Here is a 14,939-nt window from a genome sequence, read left to right as displayed (position 1 = left end):
AGGTATTAGGCATGCAGAAAGAAAAACTTTCCGCTTTAATGGATGGTGAGACGCTGGATAGTGAGCTGCTCAACGAGCTGTCTCATTCTCCCGAAATGCAAGAGACTTGGGAGAGTTACCATCTCATCCGTGACACGCTGCGCGGTGATACCGGAGAGGTTCTCCATTTCGATATCTCAGCCCGCGTGATGGCGGCCATCGAGAATGAGCCTGTTCATCAGACCACTCCGCTGATTCCTGAAGCTCAACCTGCGCCTCACCAGTGGCAGAAAATGCCGTTCTGGCAAAAGGTGCGTCCATGGGCCAGCCAGCTCACCCAAATGGGGGTGGCTGCATGCGTATCGCTTGCAGTTATCGTTGGCGTCCAGCACTATAATACTCAGTCTGAAACTAATCAGCAGCCAGAAGCGCCAGTGTTCAACACACTGCCGATGATGGGCAAAGCCAGCCCGGTAAGTCTGGGCGTACCGGCTGATGCCTCCGCCAGCGGCGGTCAGCAACAGCAGGTGCAGGAGCAGCGCCGTCGCATTAATGCGATGTTGCAGGATTACGAGTTGCAGCGTCGTCTGCACTCTGAACAGCTTCAGTTTGAGCAGGCCCAAACTCAGCAAGCTGCTGTGCAGGTGCCCGGAAACCAAACTTTAGGAACGCAATCGCAGTAATGAAGCAACTTTGGTTCGCCATGTCTCTGATGGCGGGTAGCCTGTTCTTCTCTGCTAACGCCTCGGCTGATGTTTCATCCGGGGCGTTGTTGCAGCAAATGAATCTGGCCAGCCAGTCACTCAATTACGAGTTGGCATTTATCAGCATCAACAAGCAGGGCGTCGAGTCGTTACGCTATCGCCATGCCCGTCTTGATAACCAGCCGCTCGCCCAGCTTTTACAGATGGATGGTCCACGTCGGGAAGTTGTCCAGCGTGGCAACGAAATCAGCTATTTCGAACCCGGTCTGGAGCCTTTCACTCTGAATGGCGACTATATCGTTGATTCTCTGCCGTCGCTTATCTATACCGACTTCAAACGGCTTGCCCCTTACTATGATTTTATTTCGGTAGGGCGTACCCGTATTGCAGACAGACTGTGTGAAGTGATTCGCGTGGTTGCGCGCGATGGCACGCGCTACAGCTATATCGTCTGGATTGATGCGGAAACCAAGCTGCCGATGCGTGTGGATCTGCTCGACCGCGACGGTGAGACGCTTGAACAGTTCCGCGTCATCTCCTTCAGCGTGAACAATCAGGTTGGCAACAGCATGCAGAATCTGGCGAAGGCCAGCCTGCCGCCGCTGCTTTCTGTTCCGGCAGGGGACTCCGCTAATTTCAACTGGGTTCCTTCATGGATCCCGCAAGGTTTTAGTGAAGTGTCCAGCAGCCGTCGTCAGTTGCCCACTATTGATACGCCAGTTGAATCACGCCTCTATTCCGATGGCTTGTTCAGCTTCTCGGTGAACATCAACCGCGCAACGGCAAATAGCGCTGAACAAATGCTTCGTACCGGGCGTCGTACGGTCAGCACAACGGTACGCGATAATGCAGAGATCACGATTGTGGGGGAATTACCTCCGCAGACGGCGAAGCGCATTTCAGACAGCATTAAATTCAGGGCCGCACAATGATTAAAGAGTGGGCTACCGTCGTCTCATGGCAGAATGGTATTGCGCTGGTCAGTTGTGATGTTAAAGCCTCATGCAATAGCTGCGCATCCCGAGCCGGTTGTGGCAGCCGCGTGCTGAATAAGTTAGGGCCACAGACATCGCATACGATTTCCGTGCCGAGCGAACAGCCGCTGGTGGCGGGTCAGAAGGTGGAACTGGGGATTGCGGAAGGCAGCCTGCTCAGTTCCGCGATGCTGGTTTATCTCTCTCCGCTGGTGGGGCTGTTTGTCATGGGCGGCCTTTTTCAGATGCTATTTGGTACCGACGTGGCCGCCATGTGCGGTGCCGCGCTGGGGGGAGTGGGAGGATTTTGGCTTGCCAAAGGTCTCTCGCCGAAGCTCGCTGCGCGCGAAGAGTGGCAGCCTGTCATTCTCAGCGTCGGGCTGGCGCCAGACCAGCTTCGTGTTGAGACGCTCTCTTCTGAGGCCCGGTGATCCATCGGGCTTTATCATTTTTTACGACCTAATACAGAAAACGACCTCTCTTCACGCTATACCTGTCTCTAAGTGCATTTCCAGGTAGCGAGGATGTAGTGTAGAATGCTGCGTTTTCGCACTGAAAAACGTCAGGCTAAGAACAGCGGCCTCCAGGAATTCGTAAGGCATAATTATTTAACTATATGAAGAACATACGTAACTTTTCGATCATTGCTCACATTGACCACGGTAAGTCGACGCTGTCTGACCGTATTATCCAGATTTGCGGTGGCCTGTCTGATCGTGAAATGGAAGCCCAGGTTCTGGACTCCATGGACCTGGAACGCGAACGCGGTATCACCATTAAGGCACAAAGCGTTACGCTGGATTACAAAGCGGCTGATGGTGAAACCTATCAACTGAACTTTATCGACACCCCAGGCCACGTTGACTTCTCCTATGAAGTATCACGCTCGCTGGCGGCCTGTGAAGGCGCGCTGCTGGTTGTCGATGCCGGGCAGGGCGTTGAAGCCCAGACCCTGGCAAACTGCTATACCGCGATGGAGATGGATCTCGAGGTTGTGCCGGTTCTGAATAAGATCGACCTGCCAGCCGCCGATCCTGAGCGCGTCGCAGAAGAGATTGAAGACATTGTCGGCATTGACGCGACCGACGCCGTCCGCTGCTCTGCCAAAACCGGTGTGGGCGTGACCGACGTGCTGGAACGCCTGGTACGTGATATTCCGGCACCTGAAGGTGACCCGGATGGTCCGCTGCAGGCGCTGATCATCGACTCCTGGTTCGATAACTACCTGGGCGTTGTTTCACTGGTGCGTATTAAAAATGGCACCATGCGTAAAGGCGACAAAATCAAGGTCATGAGTACCGGGCAGGTCTACAACGCAGACCGTCTGGGTATCTTTACGCCAAAACAGGTTGACCGTACCGAACTTAAATGCGGCGAGGTAGGTTGGCTGGTCTGCGCCATTAAAGACATCCTCGGCGCGCCAGTGGGCGATACCCTGACCGGCGCGCGTAACCCGGCAGACAAAGCGCTGCCAGGCTTTAAAAAGGTGAAACCGCAGGTTTACGCGGGCCTGTTCCCGGTCAGCTCTGACGACTACGAAAACTTCCGTGATGCGCTTGGCAAACTGAGCCTGAACGATGCCTCCCTGTTCTACGAGCCAGAAAGCTCAACGGCGCTGGGCTTCGGCTTCCGCTGCGGCTTCCTCGGCCTGCTGCACATGGAGATCATTCAGGAACGTCTGGAGCGTGAATACGATCTGGATCTGATCACTACCGCACCGACCGTAGTCTACGAAGTGGAAACCACCTCGAAAGAAGTGATCTACGTCGACAGCCCGTCTAAGCTGCCGCCGCTGAACAATATTCACGAGCTGCGCGAGCCTATCGCAGAGTGTCACATGCTGCTGCCGCAGGAGTTCCTGGGCAACGTTATCACGCTCTGTATTGAGAAGCGTGGCGTGCAGACCAACATGGTTTATCACGGTAACCAGGTGGCGCTGACCTATGAAATCCCGATGGCGGAAGTGGTACTCGACTTCTTCGACCGTCTGAAGTCTACCTCCCGTGGCTATGCGTCACTGGATTACAACTTCAAACGTTTCCAGGCCTCCAACATGGTCCGCGTAGACGTGCTGATCAACGGCGAGCGTGTGGACGCGCTGGCGCTGATCACCCACAACGACAATGCGCCGTACCGTGGCCGCGAGCTGGTAGAGAAGATGAAAGATTTAATCCCGCGTCAGCAGTTCGACATTGCGATTCAGGCAGCGATTGGCAACCACATCATCGCGCGTTCTACAGTGAAACAGCTGCGTAAAAACGTTCTGGCGAAGTGCTACGGCGGTGACGTCAGCCGTAAGAAAAAGCTGCTGCAGAAGCAGAAAGAAGGTAAGAAGCGTATGAAGCAGGTCGGTAACGTTGAGCTGCCGCAGGAAGCATTCCTTGCCATTCTTCATGTTGGTAAAGACGGCAAATAACCTTTAAGGAGTTGGCATGGCGAACATGTTTGCCCTGATCCTGGTCATCGCTACGCTGGTGACAGGTCTGCTGTGGTGTCTGGATAAGTTTATCTTCGCCCCAAAACGCCGTGAACGTCAGGCTGCCGCGCAGGCGGCTACTGGCGACCAGCTGGATGCGAAAACCCTCAAGAAAGTTGGCCCGAAACCGGGCTGGCTGGAAACGGGCGCGTCGGTATTCCCGGTGCTGGCGATTGTGCTGGTGGTACGTTCGTTTATTTACGAGCCGTTCCAGATCCCATCAGGTTCAATGATGCCAACGCTGCTGATTGGTGATTTTATTCTGGTGGAGAAATTTGCCTACGGCATTAAAGATCCTATCTACCAGAAAACGTTGATTGAAACCGGTCATCCAAAACGTGGCGACATTGTGGTGTTTAAATATCCGGAAGATCCGCGTCTGGACTACATCAAGCGTGCGGTAGGCCTGCCGGGTGATAAGGTGACCTACGATCCGGTTGCGAAGGAAGTCACCGTTCAGCCGGGCTGCAGCTCCGGTACCGCCTGTGAAAACGCGCTGCCAATCACCTACTCCAACGTCGAGCCAAGTGATTTTGTGCAGACCTTTGCCCGTCGTAACGGCGGTGAGGCGACCAGCGGGTTCTTCCAGGTGCCGAAAGGCGAAACCAAAGAGAACGGTATCCGCCTGGTCGAGCGTAAAGAGACGCTGGGTGACGTGACGCACCGCATTCTGACCGTGCCAATCGCGCAGGATCAGGTGGGGATGTATTACAAACAGCCGGGTCAGCAGCTGGCCAGCTGGATCGTACCGCCGGGACACTACTTCATGATGGGTGATAACCGCGATAACTCCGCGGACAGCCGTTACTGGGGCTTTGTGCCGGAAGCGAATCTGGTGGGTAAAGCAACTGCGATCTGGATGAGTTTTGAGAAGCAGGAAGGCGAATGGCCGACCGGCGTACGCCTGAATCGTATTGGCGGAATCCATTAATTCTCAGGAAAAGAACACGTAGCCGCGTTATTTCGCGGCTACGTGAATTATTTCCTCGATAAATCTCTTTGAACTAACGACATCCCCTGTCGTTGTGTATAGAATATTCCCCCGAAGTTTAAGGTTGGCCCTGCAAGGGTGCCACGGCACACGAAACCGCGTTGGTTTTCTCAGGTCGGTTTCGTGTGCTGCATTTTTGACGCATTCATTTATTGGTATCGCATGAACCCCATCGTAATTAATCGGCTTCAACGGAAGCTGGGCTACACTTTTCATCATCAGGAGTTGTTGCAACAGGCATTAACCCACCGCAGTGCCAGCAGCAAACATAATGAGCGTCTCGAGTTTCTGGGTGACTCTATTTTAAGTTTCGTGATTGCGAATGCGCTTTATCATCGTTTCCCGCGCGTGGACGAAGGTGATATGAGCCGCATGCGTGCCACGCTGGTTCGGGGTAATACCCTTGCGGAAATCGCGCGCGAATTTGAACTGGGCGAATGTCTGCGTCTTGGGCCGGGTGAACTGAAAAGCGGCGGCTTCCGTCGTGAATCTATTCTTGCCGATACGGTCGAAGCATTAATTGGTGGCGTGTTCCTGGACAGCGATATCCAAACCGTAGAAAAGCTGATCCTTAACTGGTATCAGACCCGTCTGGACGAAATCAGCCCGGGCGATAAACAAAAAGATCCTAAAACGCGCCTGCAGGAATATCTGCAGGGTCGTCATCTGCCGCTGCCATCCTATCTGGTGGTGCAGGTCCGTGGCGAAGCGCACGATCAGGAATTTACCATCCATTGCCAGGTCAGTGGCCTGAGTGAACCGGTGGTGGGCACAGGTTCAAGCCGCCGTAAGGCTGAACAGGCTGCCGCCGAACAGGCGTTAAAAATGCTGGAGCTGGAATGAGCATCGACAAAACCTATTGCGGATTTATTGCCATCGTCGGACGTCCGAACGTTGGTAAATCCACCCTGCTGAATAATCTGCTCGGGCAGAAGATTTCTATCACCTCGCGTAAGGCGCAGACCACGCGTCACCGCATCGTCGGCATCCATACTGAAGGCGCGTATCAGGCGATCTACGTCGATACCCCGGGCCTGCACATGGAAGAGAAGCGCGCCATCAACCGCCTGATGAACAAGGCGGCGAGCAGCTCCATCGGCGACGTAGAGCTGGTGATTTTCGTTGTGGAAGGCACCCGCTGGACGCCGGACGACGAGATGGTGCTGAACAAGCTGCGTGACGGTAAAACGCCGGTCATCCTCGCGGTCAACAAAGTTGACAACGTGCAGGAAAAAGCCGATCTGCTGCCGCATCTGCAGTGGCTGGGTAGCCAGATGAATTTCCTGGATATCGTCCCGCTGTCTGCTGAGACCGGCCTTAACGTGGATACCATCGCGGGCATTGTGCGCAAGCATCTGCCGGAAGCGATTCATCACTTCCCGGAAGACTACATCACCGATCGCTCTCAGCGCTTTATGGCGTCTGAAATCATCCGTGAAAAGCTGATGCGTTTCCTGGGCGCTGAACTGCCGTACTCTGTGACGGTGGAGATCGAGCGTTTCCAGAGCAACGAGCGCGGTGGCTACGACATCAACGGCCTGATCCTCGTTGAGCGTGAAGGGCAGAAGAAGATGGTGATCGGCAACAAAGGCGCCAAGATCAAAACCATCGGTATCGAAGCTCGCAAAGACATGCAGGAGATGTTCGAAGCACCGGTTCACCTGGAGCTGTGGGTGAAGGTGAAATCTGGCTGGGCCGATGATGAGCGTGCTCTGCGCAGCCTCGGTTACGGCGAAGACCAGTAAACAAAGACGGCGAGTATATGGAAGGTTGGCAGCGCGCCTTCGTTCTGCATAGTCGTCCCTGGAGCGAAACCAGCCTGATGCTGGACGTCTTCACGGAAGAGTCCGGTCGCGTGCGCCTTGTTGCGAAAGGCGCACGTTCCAAACGTTCTAACCTGAAGGGTGCTCTACAGCCCTTCACGCCGCTGCTGGTCCGCTTTGGTGGGCGAGGGGAAGTCAAAACCCTGCGCAGTGCCGAAGCCGTCTCCCTGGCGCTTCCTCTTTCTGGTATCACCCTGTACAGCGGTCTGTACGTCAACGAACTTATCTCACGGGTTCTTGAACATGAGACTCGCTTCTCTGAACTTTTCTTTGATTATCTGCACTGTATCCAGGCCCTGGCTGGTGCGACCGGCACGCCCGAGCCCGCCCTGCGTCGTTTTGAACTGGCGCTGCTGGGGCACCTGGGTTACGGGGTTGATTTTCTGCACTGCGCGGGAAGCGGAGACGAGGTTGAAGACGAGATGACCTACCGCTATCGGGAAGAAAAAGGATTCATCGCCAGCGTCGTGATAGACAACAGTACCTTTACCGGGCGCCAGCTGCGGGCGCTATATGAGCGTGAGTTTCCCGATCGGGATACCCTGCGCGCAGCAAAACGCTTTACCCGGATTGCCCTCAAGCCGTATCTTGGCGGCAAGCCCTTAAAGAGCCGCGAATTATTCAGGCAGTTTATGCCGAAACGTTAGACCACAGAATCGAAAAGAAAACCGAGGATTGTCATGGCTGAATTACTGTTAGGCGTCAACATCGACCACATCGCCACGCTGCGTAATGCGCGCGGCACGGCGTATCCCGATCCGGTTCAGGCGGCGTTTATCGCTGAACAGGCTGGCGCCGACGGTATTACCGTGCACCTGCGTGAAGACCGTCGCCACATTACCGACCGCGACGTGCGCATTCTTCGCCAGACGCTGGACACCCGCATGAATCTGGAGATGGCGGTCACCGAAGAGATGCTGGCGATTGCCTGCGAGACCAAACCGCACTTCTGCTGTCTGGTGCCGGAAAAACGCCAGGAAGTGACCACCGAAGGCGGGCTGGACGTGGCGGGGCAGCAGGACAAAATGCGCGATGCCTGTAAACGCCTGGCGGATGCCGGTATCCTGGTTTCTCTGTTTATCGACGCCGATTTCGCCCAGATTAAAGCGGCGGCCGACGTGGGCGCGCCGTATATCGAAATCCACACCGGCTGCTATGCCGATGCCAAAAATGATGCCGAGCAGGCCAAAGAGCTGGAGCGTATCGCCAAAGCGGCCACCTACGCCGCAAGCCTGGGATTGAAGGTTAATGCCGGTCACGGCCTGACCTACCATAACGTGAAGGCCATTGCCGCCCTGCCGGAAATGCACGAGCTGAACATCGGCCACGCCATTATTGGCCGCGCGGTGATGAGCGGCCTGAAAGAGGCGGTTTCTGAGATGAAACGCCTGATGCTGGAAGCGCGTCAGTAATGGCCATTCTGGGCTTAGGCACCGATATCGTCGAAATAGCCCGCATAGAAGCGGTGATCGCCCGGAGCGGCGATCGCCTCGCAAGACGCGTGCTGAGCGATAACGAATGGGCCATCTGGGAAGCGCACCAGCAGCCGGTGCGTTTTCTGGCAAAGCGCTTTGCGGTAAAAGAGGCTGCGGCCAAAGCCTTCGGGACCGGCATTCGTAACGGCCTGGCGTTTAACCAGTTCGAAGTATTTAACGATGAGCTGGGCAAACCGCGCCTGCGGTTATGGGGCGAGGCTGAAAAGCTGGCTGAGAAGCTGGGCGTGAATCACATGCACGTGACGATCGCGGATGAACGCCACTATGCCAGCGCGACGGTGATTATCGAAAGCTAAATTTTGTCCGCGTGATGCAGCAGGACAAATTTATCCCACAGCTGTTCTTCGCTCTCAACGTGTGCCGGATCCTTCAGGATAGTGTTGGGGATCGGGCACACCTTCTGGCAGGTCGGCGTTTCATAGTGGCCGATGCATTCCGTGCAGCGGTCGCTGTTAATCTCGTAAATGCTGTCGCCCATCGAAATCGCCCGGTTCGGGCATTCCGGTTCGCACATATCGCAATTGATGCATTTTTTGGTAATTAACAGCGCCATCAGGAAATTCTCAGAAACAACACAAACTGGGCGGGCATTATACGCGTCAAACCAGTTTCTTTACCAGTTCTTCGCTGTGACGAATACGCTCGGGCGCGCGCTCCAGATCCTGCTGTACCAGCGCCATAAACAGCAGGTCCGTCAGCATCATTTGCGCGCTGGTGGACGAGATAGCCGCGCTGCGCGTGGCTTGCTCTTCGGCAATAGTATATAAACAGCGCGTTGCCCGCTGCTGCAGCGAATTTGGGGTGAATCCGGTAATGGCCAGAATTTTACCGCCGACGCGCAGGGATTCGTCGGTGGCCATATTGATCTCGCGGCGCTCGCCGGAATAGGAGATGGCCAGCAGCAGATCGTCAGGATCCATTGCCTGTACGGTCGCCAGCAGGGCATGCATATCCTGCTCGACAATAGCGTTAAAACCGATTTTAGTCAGCTTCCAGCCAAAATTACGCGCCACCAGACCGGACGCGCCAATACCGGTCAAAATAATACGCCGCGCCGCGCGCAGCATCGCCACGCTTTCCAGTAACTTCTCTTCGGTATTCACATCCAGCGTGGCGTGCATCGCCGCCACGTTCTCTTTGATCAGCTTTTCCCCGACCAGACGCATGGGATCATCGCCGCGGATCTGGTTATGCACCGGCATGGACTGCGGGTTTGGGTTACTCACCAGCGCTTCGCTGATCGCAAGCTTAAGGGCAGGGAAGCCTTTAAAGCCAATCTTCTGGGCAAACTTCACCACGCTTGACTGACTCACCCCGGCTTCGCTTGCCAGCTGCTGCGAGCTGAGATGACGGGCGCGGTCAGGTTGAGAAAGCAGAAAGTCCGCCAGCTTTTTGTCGCTTTGAGCAAAGCCGGCGTAGCGCTGGCGAATGCGAATTAAACAGTTCATAGGTACTCCCGGCGGAAATGTGATTGTCTGCGCAAATACGAATTTTGCTCGCCTGAATGAATTTTATATTCCATTATAGTGAGATTATTATGAATTAAAAATTCTTGAGGTACAAAAATGAATCTTGGCTCACTTGTTTCTGAAACGCGTAACCCGCAAACCATGGATCTGGATGCGCTCTCCACCCTGGAGCTGGTTAACCGCTTTAATCAACAGGATACGCTGGTCGCGCAGGCAGTGAAAGAGACATTGCCTGAGGTAGCGAAAGCGGTCGATGCGGCGGCGGCGGCCCTTAAGGCCGGCGGTCGCATTATCTATATGGGCGCCGGCACCAGCGGGCGTCTTGGCGTGCTGGATGCCTCGGAATGTCCGCCCACCTTTGGCGTTCCGCACGGCCTGGTCGTTGGCCTGATTGCGGGGGGCCCCGGCGCGCTGCTGAAAGCTGTTGAAGGTGCGGAAGATAACAAACAGCTGGGCGAGGATGACCTGAAGGATCTGAACCTGACGGCGAACGATCTGGTGGTCGGCCTGGCGGCATCCGGGCGCACGCCGTACGTCATTGGTGGCCTGGAATACGCCAACCGGACCGGCTGCACGACGGTCGCCATCTCCTGCAATCCCGGCTCCCCGATTGCGCAGGTGGCCGCTATCGCTATCTCTCCGGTCGTTGGGCCGGAAGCGCTCACCGGCTCCACGCGCCTGAAATCCGGGACCGCGCAAAAGCTGGTGCTCAATATGATCTCCACCGGCGCGATGGTGAAATTTGGCAAGGTCTACCAAAACCTGATGGTGGATATGCAGGCCACCAACGTCAAGCTGGTGGATAGAGCCTGCCGCATGGTGATGGAGGCGACAGGCGCAGGCCGTGAAGAGGCAGAAGCGGTACTCAAACAGACCGATCACGATGTTAAACCCGCCATTCTGATGATCTTAAGCGGGCTGGATGCGGCGGCCGCGCGAGCCAGGCTTGATGCGCATAACGGCTTCTTACGGGCGGCATTAGAAAACTAGCAGAGGCGTGTATGGACAAAACAGCAGCGCTCGCCAGCGATATCCTGCAGGGGATCGGCGGAGAAAAAAATATTCAGCGTCTGGAAAACTGCATGACGCGCGTGCGTGTCGAGGTGCATAACGACGACCAGCTTGACGTGCCGGGTCTGAAGAAGCTATCCGGCGTCAGTGGCTATGTGAAACAGGGGCAGCAGCACCAGCTGATCGTCGGGCCGGGCAAGGCGGCGCAGGTCGTCGATGCCATGCGTGCGCTGATGGGCGGCGAAGCGAGCGTGACGGTTGACGATGCTGAACGCACCAAAGCGCAGGCGAAGGCGAAATATAAAGCCCCTATGAGCGACGCGCTGCGACAGCTGGCAAACGTCTTTATCCCGCTGATCCCCGCGTTTATTGCCTCTGGCCTGATCACCGGGATCATCAACATCCTCAAGCGGCCGGATATCGTCGGGGACTTTGCCACGCAGTATCCGAACCTGCTGGGTATTCTCGCAATCTTTGGCAGCGCGGTGTTTGCCATCATGAACATTCTGGTCGGGGTCAATACCGCCAAAGTGTTTGGCGGCTCGCTGGCCATGGGTGGCGTAATGGCGGGGATCTTGTCCAGCCCGCAGCTGGCGCAAATCACGCTGTTTGGCGAGGCACTCCAGCCTGGTCGCGGCGGGGTAATTGCCGTGCTGCTGGTGGTTATTCTGATGTGCTGGATCGAGAAAAAGCTACGTACGGTTCTGCCCGGCTCGATTGAGCTTATCCTCAACCCGCTGCTGACCACCTTAATTACCGGTAGCGTCGCGATTGTGGTCCTTCAGCCGCTAGGTGGGTGGATCTCTGATGCCATCGCCCACGGCGCGTCACTGGCTATTGACCGCGGCGGCCTGTTAGTGGGCGCGGTGCTGTCAGGCACCTTCCTGCCGCTGGTGCTGACCGGCCTGCACCAGGGGCTGGTACCTATTCACGTCGAGCTGGTGCAGGCGCACGGTTATAACGCGCTGCTGCCTATTCTCTCGATGGCGGGCGTCGGGCAGGTGGGGGCAGCGATTGCCGTCCTGATGAAAACCCGCAATGCGCGCCTGAAAAAAGTGATTAAAGGGGCGTTGCCGGTCGGGCTGCTCGGTATCGGCGAGCCGTTGATATTCGGCGTCACGCTGCCGCTGGGTAAACCGTTCCTCGCCGCCTGTCTGGGCGGCGCGGTGGGCGGGGCGCTCATCAGCTACTGGAAAGTCGCCACCGTTATCACCTTTGGTCTTTCCGGTTTACCGCTGGCGTTAACCATCGTGACCGGAAAAGTGATGCTCTATCTGTTAGGCTATTTAGTAGCGGTGATCGCCGGGTTCCTGTTTACCTGGCTGTTAGGATTCAACGACCCAGAGGAATAAGGTTTGGCCAATCACGAGCGTCGCGTTGTCTTTTTCGACCTGGATGGAACGCTGCATCAGCAGGATATGTTTGGTACGTTTATGCGCTACCTGCTGCGGCGTCAGCCTCTGAACGCGCTGCTCGTCTTACCGCTCTTACCCGTGATTGGCATTGCGCTGTTGGTAAAAGGCCGGGCGGCGCGCTGGCCAATGAGCCTGCTGCTCTGGGGATGCACCTTCGGTCACAGTGAAGCGCGGCTCAAACAGCTCGAACAGGATTTCGCTGACTGGTTTCGCGGCCACGTTGCCGCGTTTCCCGTGGTGCAGGCGCGCCTCACCAGCTATCTTGATGCCAACGATGCCGACATCTGGTTGATTACCGGCTCGCCGCAGACGCTGGTGGAGCGGGTCTACTTTGATACGCCCTGGCTGCCGCGCGTAAATCTTATCGCCACGCAAATTTCCCGCGGCTACGGCGGCTGGGTGCTGACGATGCGCTGCCTGGGGCATGAAAAAGTGGTCCAGCTGGAAAAACGTATCGGCACGCCGCTGCGGCTGTACAGCGGCTACAGCGACAGCAAACAGGACAACCCGCTGCTCTACTTTTGCCAGCACCGCTGGCGCGTGACTCCCCTCGGCGAACTTCAGCAACTCGAATAGTCTTATCTATAAGGGCTGTGTATAATGCCGCCCGCTTTTCGACTGGAGTATCAACCCTTGTCCAACCCTGAATACAATCATGAATACTGGATGCGCCACGCGCTGACGTTGGCTCAACGTGCCTGGGACGAGGGCGAAGTGCCCGTGGGCGCGGTGTTGGTTCATAACAACCAGGTGATTGGCGAAGGGTGGAATCGTCCTATTGGCCGCCACGATCCTACCGCGCACGCCGAAATCATGGCGCTTCGTCAGGGCGGGCTGGTGCTGCAAAACTATCGCCTGCTTGATACCACCCTGTACGTCACCCTGGAACCGTGCGTGATGTGTTCCGGTGCGATGGTCCACAGCCGGATCGGGACGCTGGTGTTTGGTGCGCGGGATGAAAAAACCGGTGCGGCCGGTTCGCTGATGGACGTGCTGGGGCACCCGGGGATGAACCACCAGGTGCAGACTATCGGTGGGGTACTTGCACCAGAGTGTTCGGGGCTATTAAGCGATTTCTTTCGAATGCGCCGTCAGCAGAAAAAGCAACAAAAGGCAGAATTGAAGCTGTCGGATGATTAAGCTCGCCCGGCGCCACAACCGGATAACTTTCCGCCAGCTGTTTTGCCTCTGTTGCCTCTTTCTCTTTCTCCAGCAGATAGCCGACCAGGCTAATCTGATACTTACGAATATTTTCCACGTAGGCGTAGGCTTCATGTCCGCGCGCGTAGCCATACGTCAGCTTGTTATACCATGGCTTCTGGCTCAGCAGCGGCAGGCGCTGTTTGACGTCTGACCAGCTGTCCGGGTTCCCCTTCGTTTTCGCCGTCAGAGCCCGCGCGTCAAGCATGTGCGCATAGCCCATGTTGTAGGCCGCCAGTGCGAACCAGATCCGCTCTTCTTCCGGCACCGTTTCCGGCACTTTAGCCATCATATCCTGCAGGTAGCGCGCCCCGCCGCTGATGCTCTGTTCCGCATCGGTACGATCATTCACGCCCAGGCTCAGCGCGGTATTTTTGGTTAACATCATTAACCCACGCACGCCCGTGGGGGAAGTCGCCTGGGTGTCCCAGTGGGACTCCTGGTACGAGATCGCCGCCAGCAGTTTCCAGTCAATTTCCTGGGCGTATTTTTCAAATAACGGCTGAAGGTCCGGCAGGACGCTGTCTACCGCGCGCAGGAAGCTGCGGGTATCAACGTAATCGAAGTCATCCCCGTGGCCGAGGTACTTCTCCTCAAGGCGCGCCAGCGTGCCGTCTTCATTAATGGTGTTGTAGAAATCAAGCATGGCCGCAGAGAGGGTCTGATCGTCATCCAGATGGGTAAACCAGGTAACGGGCTGTTCGTCCGTCACGTCCAGCGCCACGGCGATTTCTGGATGCACCCGCTGGAAAAGGCTGATCGCCACCGAATCGGCAATAGTGTAGGGCAGTTTCTGATCTTTGACCTGCTCCAGCAGCGCCGTCGTACCGAGTTTGGGATCGACCGTCCAGCTCAGATCGGGGTATTTCTTCTCCTTAAGCTCGCGCAGATCGTCAATCACCACATGGCCGGGCGCAATCGCCAGCTGTTGCGCGTTGATCGAGGCAAGCGTACGCGGGCGCAGGCTCCCGACGCGATAGACCAGCTGCTGGGAAACGGAGTAGTAGGTCGGGCCTGGCTGGTAGTTCTTGCTGCGCTCGCTGTTATAGACCAGACCGGCGGCAAGGATATCGGCATCGTCGTTATCGAGGTCGTCAAACAGCTGGTTGATGTTCTGACGAACGGTAATTTTAAGCTTCACGCCCAGATAATCGGCGAACTGCTGCGCCAGCTCATAATCCAGACCAATAATTTTGCCGTTAATGTCGCTGTAAATCAGCGGAGAGTTGAGGGTACTGACGCGCAGTTCCCCCCGCTCCTGAATGGCGGCGATACGGTTTTCGGCTTTGCCGAACCAGGGGATGGAAGGCCAGAGGGCCACTGCCAGCAGCAACGTTACAATGCCGATGAGCAGATAATTAATCTTTAATTTTTTCAATTAGTTAATTCTCTGCGACGCCG

The 14,939-nt window shown here is 56.2% G+C and carries 17 protein-coding genes; 14 read left to right on the top strand and 3 right to left on the bottom strand.

All coding sequences use genetic code 11. The annotated features are described in order from the left end of the window. The first annotated feature begins 11 nt into the window (after window positions 1-11). The 10 genes from rseA (at window position 12) to acpS (ending at window position 8,739) form a co-directional block, all read left to right on the top strand. On the top strand, window positions 12-662 hold the full coding sequence (gene rseA, locus AC4ICF_RS17410; RefSeq protein WP_014832926.1) for an anti-sigma-E factor RseA: 651 nt from the start codon (window positions 12-14) through the stop codon (window positions 660-662). Then, a complete protein-coding gene (rseB, locus tag AC4ICF_RS17405) occupies window positions 662-1,615 on the top strand; it encodes a sigma-E factor regulatory protein RseB (protein ID WP_041908666.1) in 954 nt (317 codons plus the stop codon). Before rseA ends, rseB begins: the two co-directional genes overlap by 1 nt. Then, window positions 1,612-2,088 (top strand): SoxR-reducing system protein RseC, encoded by a 477-nt coding sequence (gene rseC / locus AC4ICF_RS17400; protein WP_116343322.1) that lies wholly within the window; start codon window positions 1,612-1,614, stop codon window positions 2,086-2,088. The genes rseB and rseC overlap by 4 nt, the downstream gene beginning before the upstream one ends. Window positions 2,089-2,273: 185 nt before the next feature. After that, window positions 2,274-4,073 carry a translation elongation factor 4 gene (gene lepA, locus AC4ICF_RS17395; RefSeq protein WP_014884847.1) on the top strand — a complete coding sequence of 600 codons (1,800 nt, stop codon included), beginning with the start codon at window positions 2,274-2,276 and terminating at the stop codon, window positions 4,071-4,073. A gap of 16 nt (window positions 4,074-4,089) precedes the next feature. Continuing rightward, window positions 4,090-5,064 carry a signal peptidase I gene (lepB, locus tag AC4ICF_RS17390; protein WP_116343320.1) on the top strand — a complete coding sequence of 325 codons (975 nt, stop codon included), beginning with the start codon at window positions 4,090-4,092 and terminating at the stop codon, window positions 5,062-5,064. A gap of 222 nt (window positions 5,065-5,286) precedes the next feature. Continuing rightward, window positions 5,287-5,967 (top strand): ribonuclease III, encoded by a 681-nt coding sequence (gene rnc / locus AC4ICF_RS17385; protein ID WP_003860711.1) that lies wholly within the window; start codon window positions 5,287-5,289, stop codon window positions 5,965-5,967. Next, complete coding sequence (gene era / locus AC4ICF_RS17380) at window positions 5,964-6,869, top strand: GTPase Era (protein ID WP_025757643.1); 906 nt, start codon at window positions 5,964-5,966, stop codon at window positions 6,867-6,869. The genes rnc and era overlap by 4 nt, the downstream gene beginning before the upstream one ends. Before the next feature lie 17 nt (window positions 6,870-6,886). Further along, window positions 6,887-7,594, top strand: coding sequence for a DNA repair protein RecO (recO, locus tag AC4ICF_RS17375; protein WP_116343316.1), 708 nt, complete (start codon window positions 6,887-6,889; stop codon window positions 7,592-7,594). A 33-nt stretch (window positions 7,595-7,627) separates the two neighbouring features. Beyond that, window positions 7,628-8,359 (top strand): pyridoxine 5'-phosphate synthase, encoded by a 732-nt coding sequence (gene pdxJ / locus AC4ICF_RS17370; protein ID WP_116343315.1) that lies wholly within the window; start codon window positions 7,628-7,630, stop codon window positions 8,357-8,359. Beyond that, window positions 8,359-8,739: a holo-ACP synthase gene (gene acpS / locus AC4ICF_RS17365; protein WP_163330599.1), complete on the top strand. Its 381-nt coding sequence runs from the start codon at window positions 8,359-8,361 to the stop codon at window positions 8,737-8,739. Before pdxJ ends, acpS begins: the two co-directional genes overlap by 1 nt. Here the strand turns inward: acpS and AC4ICF_RS17360 are convergent. Beyond that, entirely contained in the window at window positions 8,736-8,996 is a 261-nt protein-coding gene (locus tag AC4ICF_RS17360; protein WP_316380676.1) for a YfhL family 4Fe-4S dicluster ferredoxin, read from the bottom strand. The genes acpS and AC4ICF_RS17360 overlap by 4 nt on opposite strands. Window positions 8,997-9,042: 46 nt before the next feature. Next, window positions 9,043-9,891 (bottom strand): MurR/RpiR family transcriptional regulator, encoded by an 849-nt coding sequence (locus AC4ICF_RS17355; RefSeq protein WP_316380675.1) that lies wholly within the window; start codon window positions 9,889-9,891, stop codon window positions 9,043-9,045. Between the two features lie 117 nt (window positions 9,892-10,008). Between AC4ICF_RS17355 and murQ the strand changes: the two genes are divergently transcribed. From murQ to tadA, 4 genes are read left to right on the top strand one after another with little or no spacing between them, the layout of a single operon-like run. Continuing rightward, complete coding sequence (murQ, locus tag AC4ICF_RS17350) at window positions 10,009-10,902, top strand: N-acetylmuramic acid 6-phosphate etherase (protein WP_116343308.1); 894 nt, start codon at window positions 10,009-10,011, stop codon at window positions 10,900-10,902. Window positions 10,903-10,913: 11 nt separating this feature from the next. Further along, on the top strand, window positions 10,914-12,275 hold the full coding sequence (locus AC4ICF_RS17345; RefSeq protein WP_163330595.1) for a PTS transporter subunit EIIC: 1,362 nt from the start codon (window positions 10,914-10,916) through the stop codon (window positions 12,273-12,275). Between the two features lie 3 nt (window positions 12,276-12,278). Continuing rightward, on the top strand, window positions 12,279-12,914 hold the full coding sequence (yfhb, locus tag AC4ICF_RS17340) for a phosphatidylglycerophosphatase C (RefSeq protein ID WP_116343304.1): 636 nt from the start codon (window positions 12,279-12,281) through the stop codon (window positions 12,912-12,914). Window positions 12,915-12,938: 24 nt separating this feature from the next. Continuing rightward, the gene (gene tadA / locus AC4ICF_RS17335) at window positions 12,939-13,478 is read left to right on the top strand and encodes a tRNA adenosine(34) deaminase TadA (RefSeq protein ID WP_116343302.1); all 540 of its coding nucleotides are present in this window, start codon (window positions 12,939-12,941) and stop codon (window positions 13,476-13,478) included. On the opposite strand, the gene mltF is transcribed toward tadA, so the two are convergent. Continuing rightward, entirely contained in the window at window positions 13,366-14,916 is a 1,551-nt protein-coding gene (gene mltF / locus AC4ICF_RS17330; RefSeq protein ID WP_116343300.1) for a membrane-bound lytic murein transglycosylase MltF, read from the bottom strand. The genes tadA and mltF overlap by 113 nt on opposite strands. Window positions 14,917-14,939 lie beyond the last annotated feature (23 nt).

The sequence above is a fragment of the Enterobacter sp. ECC_219_Taxon_10 genome (assembly GCF_058354905.1).
The sequence above is the reverse complement of the archived record's forward strand: the minus strand, read 5'-3'. Positions and strand labels throughout refer to the sequence as shown.

Coding starts and splice junctions, on each gene's coding strand:
- rseA (WP_014832926.1), top strand. CDS start 12: ATGCAGAAAGAAAAACTTTCCGCTTTAATGGATGGTGAGACGCTGGAT.
- rseB (WP_041908666.1), top strand. CDS start 662: ATGAAGCAACTTTGGTTCGCCATGTCTCTGATGGCGGGTAGCCTGTTC.
- rseC (WP_116343322.1), top strand. CDS start 1,612: ATGATTAAAGAGTGGGCTACCGTCGTCTCATGGCAGAATGGTATTGCG.
- lepA (WP_014884847.1), top strand. CDS start 2,274: ATGAAGAACATACGTAACTTTTCGATCATTGCTCACATTGACCACGGT.
- lepB (WP_116343320.1), top strand. CDS start 4,090: ATGGCGAACATGTTTGCCCTGATCCTGGTCATCGCTACGCTGGTGACA.
- rnc (WP_003860711.1), top strand. CDS start 5,287: ATGAACCCCATCGTAATTAATCGGCTTCAACGGAAGCTGGGCTACACT.
- era (WP_025757643.1), top strand. CDS start 5,964: ATGAGCATCGACAAAACCTATTGCGGATTTATTGCCATCGTCGGACGT.
- recO (WP_116343316.1), top strand. CDS start 6,887: ATGGAAGGTTGGCAGCGCGCCTTCGTTCTGCATAGTCGTCCCTGGAGC.
- pdxJ (WP_116343315.1), top strand. CDS start 7,628: ATGGCTGAATTACTGTTAGGCGTCAACATCGACCACATCGCCACGCTG.
- acpS (WP_163330599.1), top strand. CDS start 8,359: ATGGCCATTCTGGGCTTAGGCACCGATATCGTCGAAATAGCCCGCATA.
- AC4ICF_RS17360 (WP_316380676.1), bottom strand. CDS start 8,996: ATGGCGCTGTTAATTACCAAAAAATGCATCAATTGCGATATGTGCGAA.
- AC4ICF_RS17355 (WP_316380675.1), bottom strand. CDS start 9,891: ATGAACTGTTTAATTCGCATTCGCCAGCGCTACGCCGGCTTTGCTCAA.
- murQ (WP_116343308.1), top strand. CDS start 10,009: ATGAATCTTGGCTCACTTGTTTCTGAAACGCGTAACCCGCAAACCATG.
- AC4ICF_RS17345 (WP_163330595.1), top strand. CDS start 10,914: ATGGACAAAACAGCAGCGCTCGCCAGCGATATCCTGCAGGGGATCGGC.
- tadA (WP_116343302.1), top strand. CDS start 12,939: ATGCCGCCCGCTTTTCGACTGGAGTATCAACCCTTGTCCAACCCTGAA.